This is a genomic window from Roseobacter sp. GAI101 (genome assembly GCF_000156335.1).
Classification (GTDB): domain Bacteria; phylum Pseudomonadota; class Alphaproteobacteria; order Rhodobacterales; family Rhodobacteraceae; genus Sulfitobacter.
This window is the reverse complement of the sequence record NZ_DS999213.1, coordinates 3158602-3174766: the sequence shown is the minus strand read 5'-3', so window position 1 is coordinate 3174766 and position 16165 is coordinate 3158602. Positions and strand designations below refer to the sequence as shown.

The window sequence follows — 16165 nt, the reverse complement described above, 5'->3', positions numbered from 1 at the left end:
GGTCGGCGTTTACCTCAGTGCGCCAGCGGCGCGCAAGGCGGCAGCCTTGTCGGCGTTGTACCACCAGAAATCTAGGTACCCCAAAGCGTAGGCCGGTTGACCTTCGGGGTGTTCATACTGGTCATAATAGGCCGTCCAATAGCTGTCATTATACCATGCCGGGATCATGAAAAACTCGTACCGCAGCGCACGATCCAGCGCGATCATGCTGGCGTCTTCCTCGGCTTTGGTGCTGGCGGCCAGGGACGCCTCGATGATCGCGTCGACCATCGGGCTGGCAAGCCCGGCAGGGTTGAACAGCGAATAGCTGGCTGCCTCGGACCCGTATAGCTGGGCCAGACCGGTGCCGGTGCCCAGAAACGGACGGTAACCATCGAACACCAGATCATAGTCGCGGTCCCGTTCGCGCGCGGTGTATTGCGAGCTGTCGACTTTTTCGAGGACCGCGTCGATGCCCATGTTTCCGAGGTTGGACATGAAATTTTCGACCACCGCCGACAGGGTCGCCGATCCTGACGAGTTCAACAGGAACGTCAAACGCAGCGACGTACCATTTGCATCATAGCGTTTGCCATCGTCGCCCACGGCCCAGCCTGCCGCATCCAGCAACTTCATCGCGCGGCGCAGGTTGCCGCGGTCCAGCAGCCGTGTCGCGTCGGACACATGAGGGATCACGGCGTCTTCGGTCAACATCTCGGCCGGGACCAGATCGCCAAAGGATTGCAGAAGCGCCAGTTCCATCCCTTCGGGCTTGCCCGTGGCCATCAACGGCGTGTCCTGAGTGAAAGACGCACGCGGCTTGAACAGGCCATATTGCAGGGATTCGTTGGTCCATTCAAAGTTGAACCCCAAAGCCACCGCCTCGCGCACGCGTTTGTCTTGCAGCACCTCACGGCCCAGATTGAACACGATGCCAGAGGGCGTCGGGGGCGATCCGTCAGGGATGTCTTCCTTGACGACATGGCCCGCGTCGATCTTGGGGAAATCATAGGCCGAGGCCCATTGTTTTGAATTTCCTTCGACGCGGAAAGTGTATTCACCGGCCTTGAACGCCTCGAACGCAGAATTTTCGTCGCCGAAATATTCGACACGGATAGCATCGAAGTTGTTGCGGCCCACGTTGAACGGCAGATCAGCGCCCCAATAGTCGGGGTTCCGTTTGTAGACGATGCGGCGGTTCACATCGATGTCGTCGATCACATAGGGGCCGGACCCGGGCGACGTCATCAGCCGCGATTCGTCCAGCCGCGCACCGGATTCTTCGTACCATTTCTTGGACCATGCCGGCACGCCACCGACCTGATCAATCAAGCTGCGGCGGGAAATGCCCGGGGTGAAGTAGAACTTGATGGTATAGTCATCGATGACCTCGACCTTGGGGATGCGCTTGCGGACCGCATCGGCATAGGACTTGAGCCCCTGATCCAACAGCAGGTTGTGGCTGAATTCGATGTCATGCGCGGTCACCGGATCACCGGTCGAGAACCTGGCATCCTTGCGCATGTGGAAGATCACCCAATCCTTGCTTTCGGGATATTCGAGGGTCTCACACAGCAAGCAGTAGGCTTCACCATAGACGTCGGCAGGGGCAGCCTCATTGCCTGTCCCCTCTCCCAAAAGGCTTTCATACATTATGGTGCTCAGCGCGCCGCCACGGCCCTTGCGTGAATAGGGGTTCATCGAATCAAACGTGCCAAGGGTCGAAATCGAAATCTCCCCCCCCTTGGGTGCATCGGGGTTCACATAGTCGAAATGCGGGTAATCTGCCGGATACTTCAGATCGCCGTAAAAGGAATAGCCGTGACTGGTTATGATCTTTTCGTCCTCGGCATGGGCCGCCATCGCAACCAGTGTCAGACCGGACACCAAAAGTGCCGACCAGGCCAAACGAAAAAGAGGTTTTTGCGATTGTGTCACAGCGCGGGCTTTTGTCCGGGGCATCGGCGTATCCTTTACGAGAAACAACAGTTTATGGCGGTTCCGGTTTGTCATCTAAGCTAACGGTCCCCGCTGCCAAGATACAAGTTGCGAATATGTTATCTGACTGAAATCTGGCCCCATAACGCAAAAGGCCGCCCATGATTGGGCGGCCTTTCACGAAGCTGTCAACTGGATCAGTCGTCTAGGCTGTCGAGATACGCAATCACGTTCGCGCGGTCGGCAGGCTTGCTGAGGCCAGCGAAACCCATTGTGGTACCAGGGGCCCAGGAGGAAGGCTTTTCAAGGAAGGCGAACAGGTTTTCGGGCGACCACACATCGCCGTTCTGCTCAAGCGCGCCGGAATACGATGCATAGCCTTCGGCAGAATCGATTGGACGCCCTACAACACCGTAAAGATATGGCCCCACAGCGTTTTCACCTTCAACAGCCTTGTGACAGGCGGAACACTTGCGGAAAACCTTTTCGCCCGCAGCCGGATCGGCAGAGGCCATCAACGTCTCGAGATCGGGACCTTCTTCAGCGGCTCCGCCACCCTCGCCAGAGGCGACTTCGATCATATAGCCTTGTTCACCATGGGTGTCGGCATGGTAAAGTTCTTCGCCGACAAATTTGCCAAGCAGCAGCACAAGCCAGGCACCAAACAGGCCTGCGGCGATTTTCGTAACGGTCATTGTATCAAACATGGGCGAAGATCCATCATTGGTATGCGGGCATCATTTGCGCCCGTATCTATTGCTTTCCCTCCCGAGGGGCAAGGTGTAGTTACCGCGACCAAACGCCATCTTTGGTAAAGGTCTGATGAAGGACGCCTGCAATGACCCCAAAAAACGCCCCTCGCATCGCTTTTCAAGGCGCTTTAGGCGCTTATAGCCACGAAGCATGCCTGCAAGCGCGCCCTGACATGGTGCCCGTTCCCTGCGTCACATTCGAGGGCGTTTTCCGTGCTGTTCGCGAAGGCCGCGCGGATCTGGCAATGCTGCCGGTAGAAAACACCACCTACGGGCGCGTCGCGGACATTCACCGGTTGCTGCCCAAAAGCGGCCTGCACATCATCGCCGAAGCCTTCGTGCGCGTGCGCATCTGCCTGATGGCGCTACCGGGCGTCAAACTGGAAGAGATCAAGCATGTGCGCGCTCACATGGTGCTGATCCCGCAGGCGCGCAGCTGGCTGGACGCCCACGGGATCACCTCCGAAGCGGCATCGGACAGTGCCGGTGCGGCCGCCGATCTGGCGGTCTCGGATGAACGGAGCGTGGGGGTTCTGGCCAGCGAGGTTGCTGCGGATATTCACGGACTGGACGTTCTTGCCCGCGATATCGAAGATCTGGACCACAACACCACACGGTTCCTGCTGATGTCTCCCGAGGCGGATCTGTCGCGCAGGGCAGAGACCATGATGACCACATTCGTCTTTGAAGTGCGCAACATTCCGGCGGCATTGTACAAGGCGATGGGCGGCTTTGCGACCAACGGCGTCAACATGACCAAGCTGGAAAGCTACATGGTCGGCGGATCGTTCACCGCGACGCAGTTCTATTCAGATATCGAAGGCCATCCAAAGGACCCTGCGGTCGAGCGCGCGCTAGAAGAGCTGGGGTATTTCACCAACATGCTGGACATCCTGGGCGTTTATCCGGCCCACCCCGACCGCCATCGCACCTGAAATCGTCTAACGGGCGCGCTTGTAACGCTCTTCCATGCCCTTTGCGTATTCATTGACGCGCAATTTGTACTTGTTGGTCAGCGATGTCTTGGCCAGCTTGAGCGATTGCACCAGCAGCCGCGCTGACAGGTTGCTCGGTTTGATCTCGAGCGTGACAATAATGCGCGTCCGGTTGCGCGACAACGCCATCAGTTCAAACGCCATGTCGCCCGCCAGACCGGGGGATGTGGTGGCAAGGCGCATTTCAGTCGGCCGCTCAAAGCAGTCCATGTCGATCTGGATTTCGCGGCGCTTGCCCCGCATGTCAAACGCAGCTTCCCACTGCATACCGGTGGCAGGCGCGGTCAGTTGATCGACGCGCTGCACCTCTGCCCCGCGGCGCATCGCGGCACGTTCGAACTGGTCAAATTCGCACAGCATATCAAAGACGGCATCAATCGGCGCTTCAATATCTTCTTTTGTCGAAAACTTCATGTGTTACCTGCACAGGGGGCTTTTCTGAACAATCACCTCAAGTCAGCGTATCCGCAAGCCAGTTCTCCAAAAGAAAATGTGCGATCGCACCTTCACGCGCGGGCAGGATGTTGGGGTGCCGCCCTGCAAATATGTCCATCATCTCTTCTTTCGTGACCCAAAGCGCGTCTTCGATTTCTTTCGGGTCAATTGTAATTTTCTCAGATGTTGCAACTCCGGCACAACCGAACATCAGCGATGCGGGAAAAGGCCAGGGCTGGCTCGCCAGAAAGTTGACCTCGCCGACTTCGATACCGGATTCTTCGAAAACTTCGCGCCGCACGGCAGCCTCAAGGCTTTCTCCCGGTTCGACGAAACCGGCAAGCAGGGAATACATGCCACGCGGCCAGCCCGGCGACCGGCCCATCAGCACCGAATTTCCACGGGTGATCAACATGATCACAACCGGGTCCGTGCGCGGGAAATGCGCGGCACGGCAGGCCGGGCAATTGCGCTGCCAGCCTGCATCGTTCACCACTGTTTCGAACCCGCAACGGGCGCAAAAGCCGTGGGTTTCATGCCACGAGAAGATGGCCTTGGCCGTCGCGGCCAGCTCTGCATCCCGTGGGTTCAGCCAGGTCATGACGCGGCGCAGTTCGACAAAGACATTTTCGTCGGGCAGCATCGGATGACGCTGTTCGCTGGGGTCCATGAACGCACCCAGATGGCTGGGATCCAGATCGTCCGGCACCCATGACGACAGATCGAATGCAAACCGGGCTTCGCCGTCTTCACGTCCCAGCAGGATCGGCGGCACCGATGCATCCTGAAGCGCCGGGTGATCCAACGGCAAGCGCACCAAAGATGCGGGCCGCGTCGGGTTGATTAATACTTTCCCACGCCATAACAACACTGCACGGGCTGTGTCGTCCTGCTTCAGAGCTTCAACAGCAGCCCTGTCACCGCGCACTTCGCCTGCACGGTCCAAACCCGACCCGCCAAAAGTCACCGTCTCAGAATGTTTCATCTAGCCCTCAAATTTGCCTCGCTACGTGATTATTCACCATCTTGACCAAAGCCAAGGGTTTCACACGGTCAGTTTCGATTTAGTGTACCTTCAAGAGTAAATCCCCGAAACAAGACCAGCCTTAGGACATTTCATAACCGCAATGACGCAGATTGAGCCATCAATCCAGGACGCCCCGTGCATCGCACGCGTCACACAGCAGTTTTAGAAATGGGGTCAGCCACAACCCAGCTGCGCATTCTCGCGACCACGGATCTTCATATGAATGTTCTGGGATACGACTATGCCTTTGACACCCCCGGCCAACGGGCGGGGCTGTCCGGGTTGGCACCGCTGATCGCCAAGGCCCGTGCAGACGTCGCGCAAGGGCTCTGCGTCTTGGTCGATAACGGAGATTTCCTGCAGGGCAATCCCCTGGCCGACTGGCTAAGCACCCAGGATGTCACGCCGGACCACCCCCTGGTCGCCAGCTTCAATGGTCTGGCCTATGACGCAATTGGCCTAGGCAACCATGATCTGGATTATCGCACCACTTATCTGGAACAGTTCATCGCCGCGGTTGACGCACCCGTGATTTCAACGAACCTCTCAGATAGCGGCATCAGCGGGCTGCATCCCTCTGTCCTACTGACCCGTCAGATCGAGACCACGGATGGCCCCCTGCCCCTGAGAATCGGGATCGTCTCTGCGCTGCCCGATGAAACCGCGGTCTGGAACAAGGCCATGCTGCCTGAAACTGCTATCGTTGCAGACCCGCTGGCCAGCCTGCCCGCCCATGTGGCCCGACTGCGTCAGGCCGGGGCGGACGTCGTTTTGGCGCTTGCGCATTTGGGTCTGGGACATGCCGGCGCGCCAGACAGCAGCGCCGACGCCGGTGCCCTTGCCCTTGCTGAAATCCCCGGCATCGATGCGATCGTCGCCGGACACACGCACCGTCGTTTCCCCGATGGAACGGCATCGGAAAACGGGTACCCTTCGAATGTCCCGGTCGTGATGCCCGGCCTCAGAGGGTCCGACCTTGGGGTCATCGATCTTGATCTGGCGCGGACCCCAGATGGTCACTGGGTTGTGACGAAACATGGCGCGCAGCTTTGGCCGCAACCCGTCAGCGCGGCACCCGATCCTGTGATCTATGCCCGCGCGTCACAGGCCCACACGGCGGCCCGCGCCGATCTTGCGGCCCCCATCGGCAACCCGGTGGACCACCTGCACAGTTATTTTGCCCTGCTCCAACCCGCGAAGACGATGGCGCTGTCCGCCAGAGCCAAGGCAATCCTCATCCGCGAGGCTTTGCAAGGGTCCCCCCATGCCGATCTGCCGCTTTTGGCGGCGGCGGCGGCCCGTGCGGTCGGTGGTGCGGGCGGCGTGCGCAACTATATTGACGTGCCGAAGGGCTTCATGATGCGGCGGCATCTGGCGGGGTTCGCCCCTTTCGAAAACCGCACCTGCGCGCTGCTTCTGACCGGCGCGCAACTGCGGCTTTGGCTGGAACGGTCCGCGCATGTCTACAGCCATCTCGGTGCCAATATCCCAAGGCAAAACCTGCTGAACCCGGCTGAACCCAGCTTTATCTTTGACGCGATTTACGGGCTGACCTACACGATCGACCCCGCCCAACCCCAGGGCCAGCGGATATCACAGATGGCCCATGCGGGCGCCGCGGTGTCACCGGATCAACAATTCGTTCTGGCCACCAACACATTTCGCGCGGCAGGCGGTGGCAGATACGATACCATTGATCTGCCACCGCCGATTGCCCAAAGCCACGCAACCCCGACAGAATCGTTGATTCGCGCGTTGAAGTCAGATGAGTTCGACGCCTGGACCACGCAAGCGCCATGGCAGCTAAAGCGGCACGGCCTGACTGCGATCTACGAGACAAGCCCGAAAGCCGCTGCATATCTGGACGAAATCGCCGCGCTCAAGCCCCGTATCCTGGGGCAGACCGACAATGGTTTTGACCGGATCGAGATTACGCTCTGATCCTTGCACTTCGCAAAACACTATCCTATATGGGGGTCGAGAGGTTGGTGCGGGCAGGTGCCTCGCCAACCCGGTCAGATCCGGAAGGAAGCAGCCGTAACGAGACCCACTTGGGTCGTTATCAGCCTCTCACCCTTACGCATTTTGCAAAGTGAAATGCGTGCCACCCCGGCAGGGTCATCCGCAAGATGGCACGAGAGGGGCAGAACCCCTCCCGTTTCGATTAAAGCTGCTCTGCCGCGAAGGTGTCGCATTGCCCGACTTCGCCGCTGTCAAAGCCCCGCTTGAACCAGCCCGACCGCTGCTCGGATGTGCCGTGCGTAAAGGTATGCGGCTGTGGCACGCGCCCTGCCTGCTTTTGCAGATAGTCATCGCCGATCTTGCGCGCGGCATTCAGTGCCTCATCCAGATCGCCCCGCTCCATCAGGCCCTTGACGTTGCTTGCCCAGATGCCCGACAGACAATCCGCCATCAGTTCAAGCCGCACCGTCAGTGCATTCGCCTCGGCTTCTGACGATCGCCGCCGCAGCGCATCCACCTTCGGCAAAATGCCCAACTCGTTCTGGACGTGATGCGCGACCTCGTGAGCAATGACGTAAGCGGCGGCAAAATCGCCCCCTGCCCCCATGCGCTGCGCCAACATGTCGAAAAACTGCGTATCCAGATAGGCCTTTTCATCCGCAGGGCAGTAGAACGGACCTGTCGCACCCGATGCCCCGCCACATCCGCTTTGGGTCACGCCGGAAAACACAACCAACTGTGGCGGCTCATAAGACCGTCCCAATTGCTGGGGAAACACATTGCCCCAGACGTCTTCGGTCGTTGCCAGAACCTGCGCCGAGAATTGCGTGGCCTCGGCATCTCTCTGGCCGACCGGCGCGCCCTGCCCGGTCTGCGTGCCCCCCAACAGGGACGACACGTCAATGCCGGTGAAATATCCGATCGCGAGCACCGCAATCACACCGAAAATTCCCAGGCCGCCTGTGCGTACAGCCCCCCCGCGCCCGCGACGCACCTGTACATTGCTACTTCGCCGTATTCCCTTCAGCCGCATAGTGCGCTCCTGTCTGATGAACCATTTAAATTAACCACTCAGATATCTTTATGCCCTTAAGGGGTGACCGCACAACGCCTAAGAAAACCCAAGGCCTATCAGCGGTGGACGATGCCCCCCGTGCGCCCTATCCTAGGGGTCGCATCGAATCCTCGCAAAGGGCCCCCATGTCAGCACCTTCCGCCTATCGCGTTCTGGCGCGCAAATACCGGCCTGAAACTTTTGTCGACCTGGTCGGCCAGGATGCCATGGTGCGCACCCTGAAAAACGCGTTTGCGGCAGACCGCATTGCACAGGCCTTCATCATGACGGGCATTCGCGGCACCGGCAAAACCACCACTGCCAGGATCATCGCCAAGGGCATGAACTGCATCGGCCCGGACGGCAACGGCGGGCCGACGACAGAACCTTGCGGTGAATGCGAACATTGCGTGGCCATCATGGAAGGCCGCCATGTCGACGTGATGGAGATGGACGCCGCGTCGAACACCGGCGTCGGCAACATCCGTGAAATCATCGACAGCGTGCATTACCGCGCCGCCTCGGCCCGCTACAAAGTCTACATCATCGACGAAGTGCACATGCTGTCGACCGGTGCGTTCAACGCCCTGCTGAAAACGCTCGAAGAACCCCCCGAACACGTCAAGTTCATCTTTGCCACAACCGAAATCCGCAAAGTGCCCGTTACGGTCCTGTCGCGATGCCAGCGTTTCGATCTGCGCAGGATCGAACCAGAGGTGATGATCACCCTGATGCGCAAGATCGCAAGCGCCGAAGGGGCCGAGATTGCAGATGATGCGCTGGCCCTGATCACCCGCGCTGCCGAAGGGTCCGCGCGCGATGCGACATCCCTGCTGGATCAGGCGATCAGCCACGGCGCGGGGGAAACCACCGCCGTTCAGGTCCGGGCGATGCTGGGGCTGGCCGACCGCGGGCGCGTGCTGGACCTGTTCGACATGATCCTGCGCGGCGATGCGGCCGGCGCGTTAAACGAACTGAGCAGTCAGTATTCCGACGGGGCCGACCCGATGGCAGTTCTGCGCGATCTGGCCGAAATCACCCACTGGGTGTCCGTGGTCAAAATCACGCCCGATGCCGCCGAAGATCCCACCGTGTCCCCCGAGGAACGCAGCCGCGGTCTGACCATGGCAGAAACCCTGCCGATGCGCGTTCTCACCCGACTTTGGCAGATGCTGCTCAAGGCACTGGACGAAGTCGCAAGCGCGCCCAACGCTATGATGGCCGCAGAAATGGCCGTGATCCGCCTGACCCATGTCGCCGACCTGCCCAGTCCCGAGGAATTGACCCGCAAACTCAGCAAGGCAACGCCGCCGCCAGCAGCCCCCCCACCGCATGGCCCGTCCGGCGGGGGTGGAAATACCAATGCGACGGCATCGCATCATGTCCAGGGCAGCCCGCAATCGGGTACCACGATGGCAGCTGTGGCCCCCGCCATCGATCAGGCGCTTGCACGCTTTCCCAGCTTTGAACATGTCGTCGAACTGATCCGCACCAACCGCGACGTCAAACTTCTGGTCGAGGTGGAAAACACCCTGCGTCTTGCCGCCTACCAACCCGGCCGCATCGAATTCACCCCCACCGATGCCGCCCCCCGTGATCTGGCGCAACGCCTAGGAACAAGGTTGCAACTGTGGACCGGCAACCGCTGGGCCGTGAGCATCGTGGGCGACAGTGACGCGAAAACCATCGCCGAAATCCGCGACGCAAAAGACAATGCTCTGAAATCGGCGGCTGAAAGCCATCCGCTGATGCAGGCCGTGATGGCAACCTTTCCGGGGGCCAAGATCTTGTCCATCCGCACCCCCGAAGACATCGCCGCCGCTGCCGTATCCGAGGCCCTGCCAGAGGTCGAAGATGAATGGGACCCGTTCGAAGACGACTGACCAATCCGGTCTGGCCCCTTGTCCAACGCGCCCTCAACACGCATATAAACAGCCAACGTCAATTCAGGAGAAGATCAGATGCTCAAAGGTTTGGGTGCCATGGGGGACATGGCCAAGATGATGAAAGCCGCGCAGGAAATGCAAGGCAAGATGGCGCAGATGCAAGAAGACATGCACAACATCATTGTCGAAGGTGAATCCGGCGCGGGCCTTGTCAAAGCGACCTGCACCGCAAAAGGCGAACTGAAAACCCTCGACATTGATCCTTCGATCTTCAATGGCGACGAAAAGGAAGTCGTCGAAGACCTCATCCTTGCCGCGATCAAGGATGCCCAGACCAAAGCCACAGACCGCGCCCAAGCCGAGATGAGCAAGCTGACCGAGGGCATGGGCCTGCCTGCGGACATGAAACTGCCGTTCTGATAATTCCAAATGGTTCAAAATCCTCGCCGAAGGCATGAAATCTCTTTTGAACCAGCGTCGCGGGGTGCACAGCGATGAGCAGCACACGCGACATCGACGCGCTCATTGATCTGATGTCGAGGCTTCCGGGCCTCGGCCCGCGCTCTGCCCGGCGCGCGGTGCTGCATCTGATACGCAAGCGCGCCTTGCTGCTGACCCCGCTTGCAGATGTCATGCAAACGGTTGCCGCCACGGCACGTGAATGCCTGAACTGCGGCAATGTGGGCACGACCGATATCTGCGATATCTGCACCTCTGAAAAACGCGCCAACGGTGAACTTTGCGTGGTCGAGGATGTCGCTGATCTTTGGGCGATGGAACGGTCCGGCGTGTTCAAAGGCCGCTACCATGTCTTGGGCGGCACGCTTTCGGCGCTGGATGCCATCGGCCCTCAGGAACTGCGGATTCCCCGCCTGATCGACCGGGTGTCGACTGAAAACATCACCGAAGTCATCCTCGCGCTCAACGCCACGATCGACGGGCAGACGACTGCGCATTACATCGCGGACCAGTTGGATGGCCGGGTGCAGCTGACCTCGCTTGCGCAAGGTGTCCCCATCGGTGGAGAGCTGGATTATCTTGACGACGGAACGATCACCGCCGCGATGCGGGCCCGAAAGTCGATCTAGAGCTCAAGGATCGTCTCGACCCCATTCTCGAGGACATAGACCACGCCCTGACGGTTGCTCAGCTTGCCAAGATCTTCGCGGCTCAGCCCGCACACCTCTCCGCGCAGCAACTGGCCGCTCAACCCGTGGGCCACGATCACCGTGGGTTCCGTCAGCGTTTCCACGAAGGAACGCACGCGGGTCTGGAATGTATCAAACCCTTCGCCGCCGGGGGCTCTGGCGTAGAATTCGATATGCGGCATGTCCGGGCTCATATCATCGGGCAGGGTCTTGAAAATATCAGCGCGAAGCTGGCTTTCCCAATCCCCGGCAAAAACTTCCTTCAGGCGATCATCGGTCTGGTATGCACGCCCCCCCAAGGCGATATCCGCCGTCTGGCGCGTACGTTTCAACGGTGAAACGAAGCATGGCGGGTTCGTCTCGAGGATCGGTGCCATCAGTTTTGCCTGACTTTTGGCATGATCCACACCACGGGAAGACAGCACCGATTCTGTCTGGCCTTGCACACGCCCTTCGGCGTTCCACTCTGTTTCGCCATGGCGCAGGAACCAGATTTTAGGATAGGTTTTCATGTCTCGTGGTCCTCAAGCAGGTGTTCATTTGCCTTAGTCTGGATCAAGCATTCGCAAAAGACCACCCGCGCAGAAATCGATCAATAGCTTGCAGGATGCCATCTGCGCTGCTTGTGCTGGTGGCGTTGCCAACCTGAATACACCATTGCCACCGGCGACAGTTCCAAACATAGCCGCCACCATGAAAGAGAACCCTACAGCCAAGGTTTTCGAATCTGCGCCGGGATGGAGCTTGTTCATTTCGATCAGGAATATTTTCGCGGCAGGATCATGGTATGGCCCGGTCTCAACGCGATGGCGGTCATCGGCCGCCACCCGTGCGATCAGCTGTGCGTAAGCGCGCCATTGCGGGTCTTTGCCCGAAGCGATTTCCATAAACGGCGTGACATAGGCCCCGATCAGATCGCCAAGTCCAAATTCGCCTTTTGCCTGCACCACCTGAAGCCGATCCATGCGCGCGTCATTCAGGGCGATGACCCGCCGCTTCAACACCATCTGAAACAGCGCTTCTTTGGTGCCGCTGTGAAAGCTGACGACACCCAGCGTCACGCCCGCCTCGCGGGCAATCTGACGCATTGAGACGGCGTCAAACCCGCGATCCGCAAAACAGCGTTCTGCCGCATCCAACACGCGATCACGGGTAATCTGGCCACGCGCTACGCGCCCGTCCCTGGCTATCCCGGACCCGTTTTCGCCAACGGATTGGGTCACTTGCGCAACCACCTGTGGCGCGTCGTTGATCCAGAAATCGAAAATATTGTCACAATAACGCACACTCTTGAAAACGAAACCTTGATACCAAGCGTTTGAAAACAGCCCCAAAACACCGAATATTTCACACTACACCCGCATTCACACCCAAAGCGCAGCGTTCTTTCCCGCTTCACTCTGACAGCGGCGTGGCAAGCTTTACGACTGCCGCAGGGCACCTGCCAGCGGAATTATGTTTCGTAATAGTGTCCAAAGCGTTTACGCCGTCTCAAAGACAGCGTTGGAAGCCGAACCTGTGTGAAACCGGCAATGCCGCCGCCGCGCCAAGGAGCCCCTGGCGCGGCGTTCATACTTACTATCTGTCGTGACCGGGATTCGTCCGCTTGAGCTTGCGCATCAAACCCGGCCAGACCAGATTATCCCCCGACCCCGGCGTAAACGCGCCCGCCGCTTGGCTGGCGACCAGATCGGCCATATCTTGGGTTTCCTCATGCAAATGCTCTTCGCCGCCCGCTGCCTGGGCGAAAATCTGCGTCTTGCAGGCGTTTTCAAGGAAATACATCCGCAAGAAGGCCAGCGCGCAATTCGGCCCAACGGTCAACGTGCCATGATTGCGCAGCATCAGCAGGCTTTTGTCACCCAAATCATTCACGATCCGGTCACGTTCGTCCAAGTTCAGCGCGATACCTTCATAGTCGTGATAAGCCAGATCATTGTTCACGATCATCGAGAACTGGGTATAGCGGCGCAGCCCGCCTTTTTGCACCGACACCGCAACGCCGTAAGGCGTGTGCACATGAATCACACACCCTGCATCATGGCGCGCGGAATGGATCGCCGAGTGGATCGTGAACCCCGCCGGATTGATGAAATAGGGCGTTTCCTGACAAATGTTACCGTCCAGATCGATCTTGACCAAAGACGAGGCGGTGATTTCGTCGAACATCAAGCCGTATGGGTTGATCAGGAAACGTTCCTGCCCGTCCTCGTCCGGCAGGCGGGCCGAGATGTGGGTGAAAACCAGATCGGTCCAGCCATGCAGCGCACACAGCCGGTACGTCGCGGCCAGCTCACAGCGCAATTTCCATTCAGTCTCAGATACTTTGCCCTTCAAACTGGGCAGATCGGCCGGATCGGGGATATCGAAACCCGTCCCCCTTTGCAGCGCTGATTGATCATTCATCGTTCACTCCTCCCATAAAGTCGGGGCAACTATAGCGCGGTGCGGGGTAGACTAGGCAAGCTTCATTCCCGGAAATCCAGCTGTCGCTTCCCTAAATTAACGGTATATCTTGCGCAGTTGAGGTGGATATTTCTGCTTTAGTGTACTATCGCATACCAAACTTCCTGAAAGGCTTGAAACCATGGCTGATACGAACACACCTGACATCATTTACACCAAGGTCGACGAGGCACCTGAACTGGCGTCCTATTCCCTGCTGCCGATCATTCGCAGCTTTGCCGATGCGGCTGGCGTATCCGTTGGTACGCGCGACATTTCGCTGGCGGGTCGTATTCTGGCCGCGTTCCCCGATGCGCTGACCGCTGAACAAAGACAGTCGGACGATCTGGCCTTTCTGGGCGAGCTGGTGAAGACGCCGGATGCCAACGTGATCAAGCTGCCGAACATCTCGGCTTCGGTCCCCCAGTTGGTAGCAGCGGTCAAGGAACTGCAAGCCCAAGGCTACGCCCTGCCCGACTATCCCGAGACCCCCGGCACCGATGCCGAAAAGAAAGCCCGCGCCGCCTATGACGCGATCAAAGGGTCGGCCGTGAACCCGGTTCTGCGCGAAGGTAACTCAGACCGCCGTGCGGCGATTGCAGTCAAGAAATACGCGATGGCCAACCCGCATTCTATGGGCACATGGTCCAAGGACAGCAAAACCAAGGTTTCCGCGATGTCCGGCGGCGATTTCTTTTCCAACGAAAAATCCAGCACGCTGACCGATGCCCAAGCTGGCGCTGCCAAAATCGTGCATGTGGCGGCTGACGGGTCCGAGACCGTGCTGAAAGACGGCGTGACCTTCCCCGCTGGCACCGTTGTCGACACGACATTCATGTCTGCCAAGGCGCTGGACAAGTTCCTGGCCGAGCAGATCGAAGAAACCAAGAAAGACGGCACGCTGTTCTCGCTCCACATGAAAGCGACGATGATGAAGGTGTCCGACCCGATCATCTTCGGCCATGCTGTGCGTGAATTCCTCAAGCCCGTTTTCGACAAATACGGTGATGAGCTGAAAGCGGCGGGCGTGAACCCCAACGCGGGCATCGCCGACATGATGAGCCGTATCGAGGGCAACGCAGAAATCAAAGCCGCCGTTGATGCCGCCATGGCTGCGCGTCCGCCGATGTACATGGTCAACTCCGACAAGGGCATTACCAACCTGCACGTGCCGTCCGACGTGATCATCGACGCCTCCATGCCCGCGCTGATCCGCGCAGGCGGCAAGGGCTGGGGCCCGGACAACAAGGAACACGACACCAACTGCGTGATCCCCGACAGCTCCTATGCCCCCGTCTACGAAGAAAGCATCAAGTATTTCAAAGAGACCGGCGCGCTGGACCCGACCACATCGGGCACTGTGCAGAACGTCGGCCTGATGGCCCAGAAGGCCGAAGAATACGGTTCGCACCCCACCACATTTGAAATTCCAGCCGACGGCACGGTCAAGATGATCGCGGCCAATGGCGATGTGATTTCCGAACACAGCGTAGAGGCTGGCGATATCTGGCGCGCCGCATCGGCCCGCAAGGCACCGATCGAAGACTGGGTGCAACTGGCCATCGACCGCCAGAAGGCCGAAGGCTGCGAAGCGATCTTCTGGCTGGACGCCGACCGCGCCCATGACGCCCAGATGATTGCCTACGTCAAACCGATCCTGGAAGCCAAAGGCGTCGCCGACAAATTCCAGATCATGTCCCCCGCCAAGGCCACGCGCCAGACGCTCGAGACGATCCGCAAGGGCGAAAACTCGATCGCGATCACCGGCAACGTGCTGCGCGACTATCTGACCGATTTGTTCCCGATCCTCGAGCTGGGCACATCGGCCAAGATGCTGTCGATCGTGAAGCTGATGCAGGGCGGTGGCTTGTTTGAAACCGGTGCCGGCGGCTCCGCCCCCAAGCACGTTCAGCAGCTGGTCGAGGAAAACCACCTGCGTTGGGATTCCCTGGGTGAATTCTGCGCCTTGGGTGAAAGCCTCAAGTTCCTGGCCGATCAAAAGAACAACGAAAAGGCGCGGATTTTGGGCAAGGCGGTTGACGATGCCACGCAAGGCATCCTCGACAACAACAAATCGCCTTCGCGCAAGGTTGGCCAGCCCGACAACCGCGCCAGCCACTACTACTTCGCGCTGTATTGGGCACAGGCGCTGGCCGCACAGACCGGTGACGCCGATCTGGCCGCGCATTTTGCCCCCATCGCGGAAAAGCTGGCCACGAACGAGGACAAGATCATGGCCGAACTGGCCGAAGTCCAAGGCAAGGCGGTTGATCTGGGCGGGTATTTCCACTCTGACCCTGCCAAGACCGAGGCGGTCATGCGCCCCTCGGCCACGCTGAACGCGATCATCGGTTAACCGGTATTGCCCCGTCCCTTGCAAAAGGGGCGGGGTTTCCTTTGCTGACAGGCAAACCGCACCATCCTCGGGCAAATTCGCAGCATCAGAAGCGCGAATGGCCGTCAGATCACAAAATCCACAAGCAAAGACGGCAATGATATGCCGCAAAACGAAGCTCTTAGTTGATCCTGTGGGCTAATCCTTCT

Annotated in this window: 14 protein-coding genes and 1 other RNA gene; 7 read left to right on the top strand and 8 right to left on the bottom strand. The window is 59.1% G+C overall.

Annotated elements, in window-relative coordinates:
• Positions 1–9: 9 nt before the first annotated feature.
• A complete protein-coding gene (locus RGAI101_RS14820) occupies positions 10–1941 on the bottom strand; it encodes an extracellular solute-binding protein (protein WP_037228422.1) in 1932 nt (643 codons plus the stop codon).
• 173 nt (positions 1942–2114) lie between these two features.
• Positions 2115–2624 (bottom strand): c-type cytochrome, encoded by a 510-nt coding sequence (locus tag RGAI101_RS14815; protein ID WP_008225490.1) that lies wholly within the window; start codon positions 2622–2624, stop codon positions 2115–2117.
• A 131-nt stretch (positions 2625–2755) separates the two neighbouring features.
• On the opposite strand from RGAI101_RS14815, the gene RGAI101_RS14810 reads away from it, so the two are divergent.
• Positions 2756–3604, top strand: coding sequence for a prephenate dehydratase (locus tag RGAI101_RS14810; protein WP_037228420.1), 849 nt, complete (start codon positions 2756–2758; stop codon positions 3602–3604).
• Positions 3605–3610: 6 nt separating this feature from the next.
• On the opposite strand, the gene RGAI101_RS14805 is transcribed toward RGAI101_RS14810, so the two are convergent.
• Together RGAI101_RS14805 and nudC are read right to left on the bottom strand one after the other, a co-directional pair.
• On the bottom strand, positions 3611–4078 hold the full coding sequence (locus tag RGAI101_RS14805) for an SRPBCC family protein (RefSeq protein WP_008226410.1): 468 nt from the start codon (positions 4076–4078) through the stop codon (positions 3611–3613).
• A gap of 37 nt (positions 4079–4115) precedes the next feature.
• Complete coding sequence (gene nudC / locus RGAI101_RS14800) at positions 4116–5084, bottom strand: NAD(+) diphosphatase (RefSeq protein WP_008227787.1); 969 nt, start codon at positions 5082–5084, stop codon at positions 4116–4118.
• 210 nt (positions 5085–5294) lie between these two features.
• Between nudC and RGAI101_RS14795 the strand changes: the two genes are divergently transcribed.
• Positions 5295–7067, top strand: coding sequence for a 5'-nucleotidase C-terminal domain-containing protein (locus RGAI101_RS14795; RefSeq protein WP_008228223.1), 1773 nt, complete (start codon positions 5295–5297; stop codon positions 7065–7067).
• A gap of 37 nt (positions 7068–7104) precedes the next feature.
• Positions 7105–7202, top strand: an RNA gene (gene ffs, locus RGAI101_RS21610) — signal recognition particle sRNA small type.
• 88 nt (positions 7203–7290) lie between these two features.
• Here the strand turns inward: ffs and ypfJ are convergent.
• Positions 7291–8121 carry a KPN_02809 family neutral zinc metallopeptidase gene (gene ypfJ, locus RGAI101_RS14790; RefSeq protein WP_037228417.1) on the bottom strand — a complete coding sequence of 277 codons (831 nt, stop codon included), beginning with the start codon at positions 8119–8121 and terminating at the stop codon, positions 7291–7293.
• Positions 8122–8288: 167 nt separating this feature from the next.
• On the opposite strand from ypfJ, the gene RGAI101_RS14785 reads away from it, so the two are divergent.
• From RGAI101_RS14785 to recR, 3 genes are all read left to right on the top strand, one after another.
• Positions 8289–10025, top strand: coding sequence for a DNA polymerase III subunit gamma/tau (locus tag RGAI101_RS14785; protein WP_008226855.1), 1737 nt, complete (start codon positions 8289–8291; stop codon positions 10023–10025).
• 78 nt (positions 10026–10103) lie between these two features.
• Complete coding sequence (locus RGAI101_RS14780) at positions 10104–10448, top strand: YbaB/EbfC family nucleoid-associated protein (protein ID WP_008227890.1); 345 nt, start codon at positions 10104–10106, stop codon at positions 10446–10448.
• A gap of 74 nt (positions 10449–10522) precedes the next feature.
• Positions 10523–11116, top strand: coding sequence for a recombination mediator RecR (gene recR, locus RGAI101_RS14775; protein ID WP_008228769.1), 594 nt, complete (start codon positions 10523–10525; stop codon positions 11114–11116).
• Here recR and RGAI101_RS14770 read toward each other — a convergent pair.
• From RGAI101_RS14770 to RGAI101_RS14760, 3 genes are all read right to left on the bottom strand, one after another.
• The gene (locus RGAI101_RS14770) at positions 11113–11688 is read right to left on the bottom strand and encodes a histidine phosphatase family protein (protein WP_008225853.1); all 576 of its coding nucleotides are present in this window, start codon (positions 11686–11688) and stop codon (positions 11113–11115) included. The genes recR and RGAI101_RS14770 overlap by 4 nt on opposite strands.
• 33 nt (positions 11689–11721) lie before the next feature.
• A complete protein-coding gene (locus RGAI101_RS14765) occupies positions 11722–12462 on the bottom strand; it encodes a TetR/AcrR family transcriptional regulator (protein ID WP_254655281.1) in 741 nt (246 codons plus the stop codon).
• A gap of 292 nt (positions 12463–12754) precedes the next feature.
• Positions 12755–13582 carry a class II aldolase/adducin family protein gene (locus tag RGAI101_RS14760; protein ID WP_008228910.1) on the bottom strand — a complete coding sequence of 276 codons (828 nt, stop codon included), beginning with the start codon at positions 13580–13582 and terminating at the stop codon, positions 12755–12757.
• 181 nt (positions 13583–13763) lie between these two features.
• Here RGAI101_RS14760 and RGAI101_RS14755 point away from each other — a divergent pair, with 181 nt between their 5' ends.
• A complete protein-coding gene (locus RGAI101_RS14755; RefSeq protein ID WP_008228905.1) occupies positions 13764–15977 on the top strand; it encodes an NADP-dependent isocitrate dehydrogenase in 2214 nt (737 codons plus the stop codon).
• Positions 15978–16165 lie beyond the last annotated feature (188 nt).

Coding starts and splice junctions, on each gene's coding strand:
- RGAI101_RS14820 (WP_037228422.1), bottom strand. CDS start 1,941: ATGCCCCGGACAAAAGCCCGCGCTGTGACACAATCGCAAAAACCTCTT.
- RGAI101_RS14815 (WP_008225490.1), bottom strand. CDS start 2,624: ATGTTTGATACAATGACCGTTACGAAAATCGCCGCAGGCCTGTTTGGT.
- RGAI101_RS14810 (WP_037228420.1), top strand. CDS start 2,756: ATGACCCCAAAAAACGCCCCTCGCATCGCTTTTCAAGGCGCTTTAGGC.
- RGAI101_RS14805 (WP_008226410.1), bottom strand. CDS start 4,078: ATGAAGTTTTCGACAAAAGAAGATATTGAAGCGCCGATTGATGCCGTC.
- nudC (WP_008227787.1), bottom strand. CDS start 5,084: ATGAAACATTCTGAGACGGTGACTTTTGGCGGGTCGGGTTTGGACCGT.
- RGAI101_RS14795 (WP_008228223.1), top strand. CDS start 5,295: ATGGGGTCAGCCACAACCCAGCTGCGCATTCTCGCGACCACGGATCTT.
- ypfJ (WP_037228417.1), bottom strand. CDS start 8,121: ATGCGGCTGAAGGGAATACGGCGAAGTAGCAATGTACAGGTGCGTCGC.
- RGAI101_RS14785 (WP_008226855.1), top strand. CDS start 8,289: ATGTCAGCACCTTCCGCCTATCGCGTTCTGGCGCGCAAATACCGGCCT.
- RGAI101_RS14780 (WP_008227890.1), top strand. CDS start 10,104: ATGCTCAAAGGTTTGGGTGCCATGGGGGACATGGCCAAGATGATGAAA.
- recR (WP_008228769.1), top strand. CDS start 10,523: ATGAGCAGCACACGCGACATCGACGCGCTCATTGATCTGATGTCGAGG.
- RGAI101_RS14770 (WP_008225853.1), bottom strand. CDS start 11,688: ATGAAAACCTATCCTAAAATCTGGTTCCTGCGCCATGGCGAAACAGAG.
- RGAI101_RS14760 (WP_008228910.1), bottom strand. CDS start 13,582: ATGAATGATCAATCAGCGCTGCAAAGGGGGACGGGTTTCGATATCCCC.
- RGAI101_RS14755 (WP_008228905.1), top strand. CDS start 13,764: ATGGCTGATACGAACACACCTGACATCATTTACACCAAGGTCGACGAG.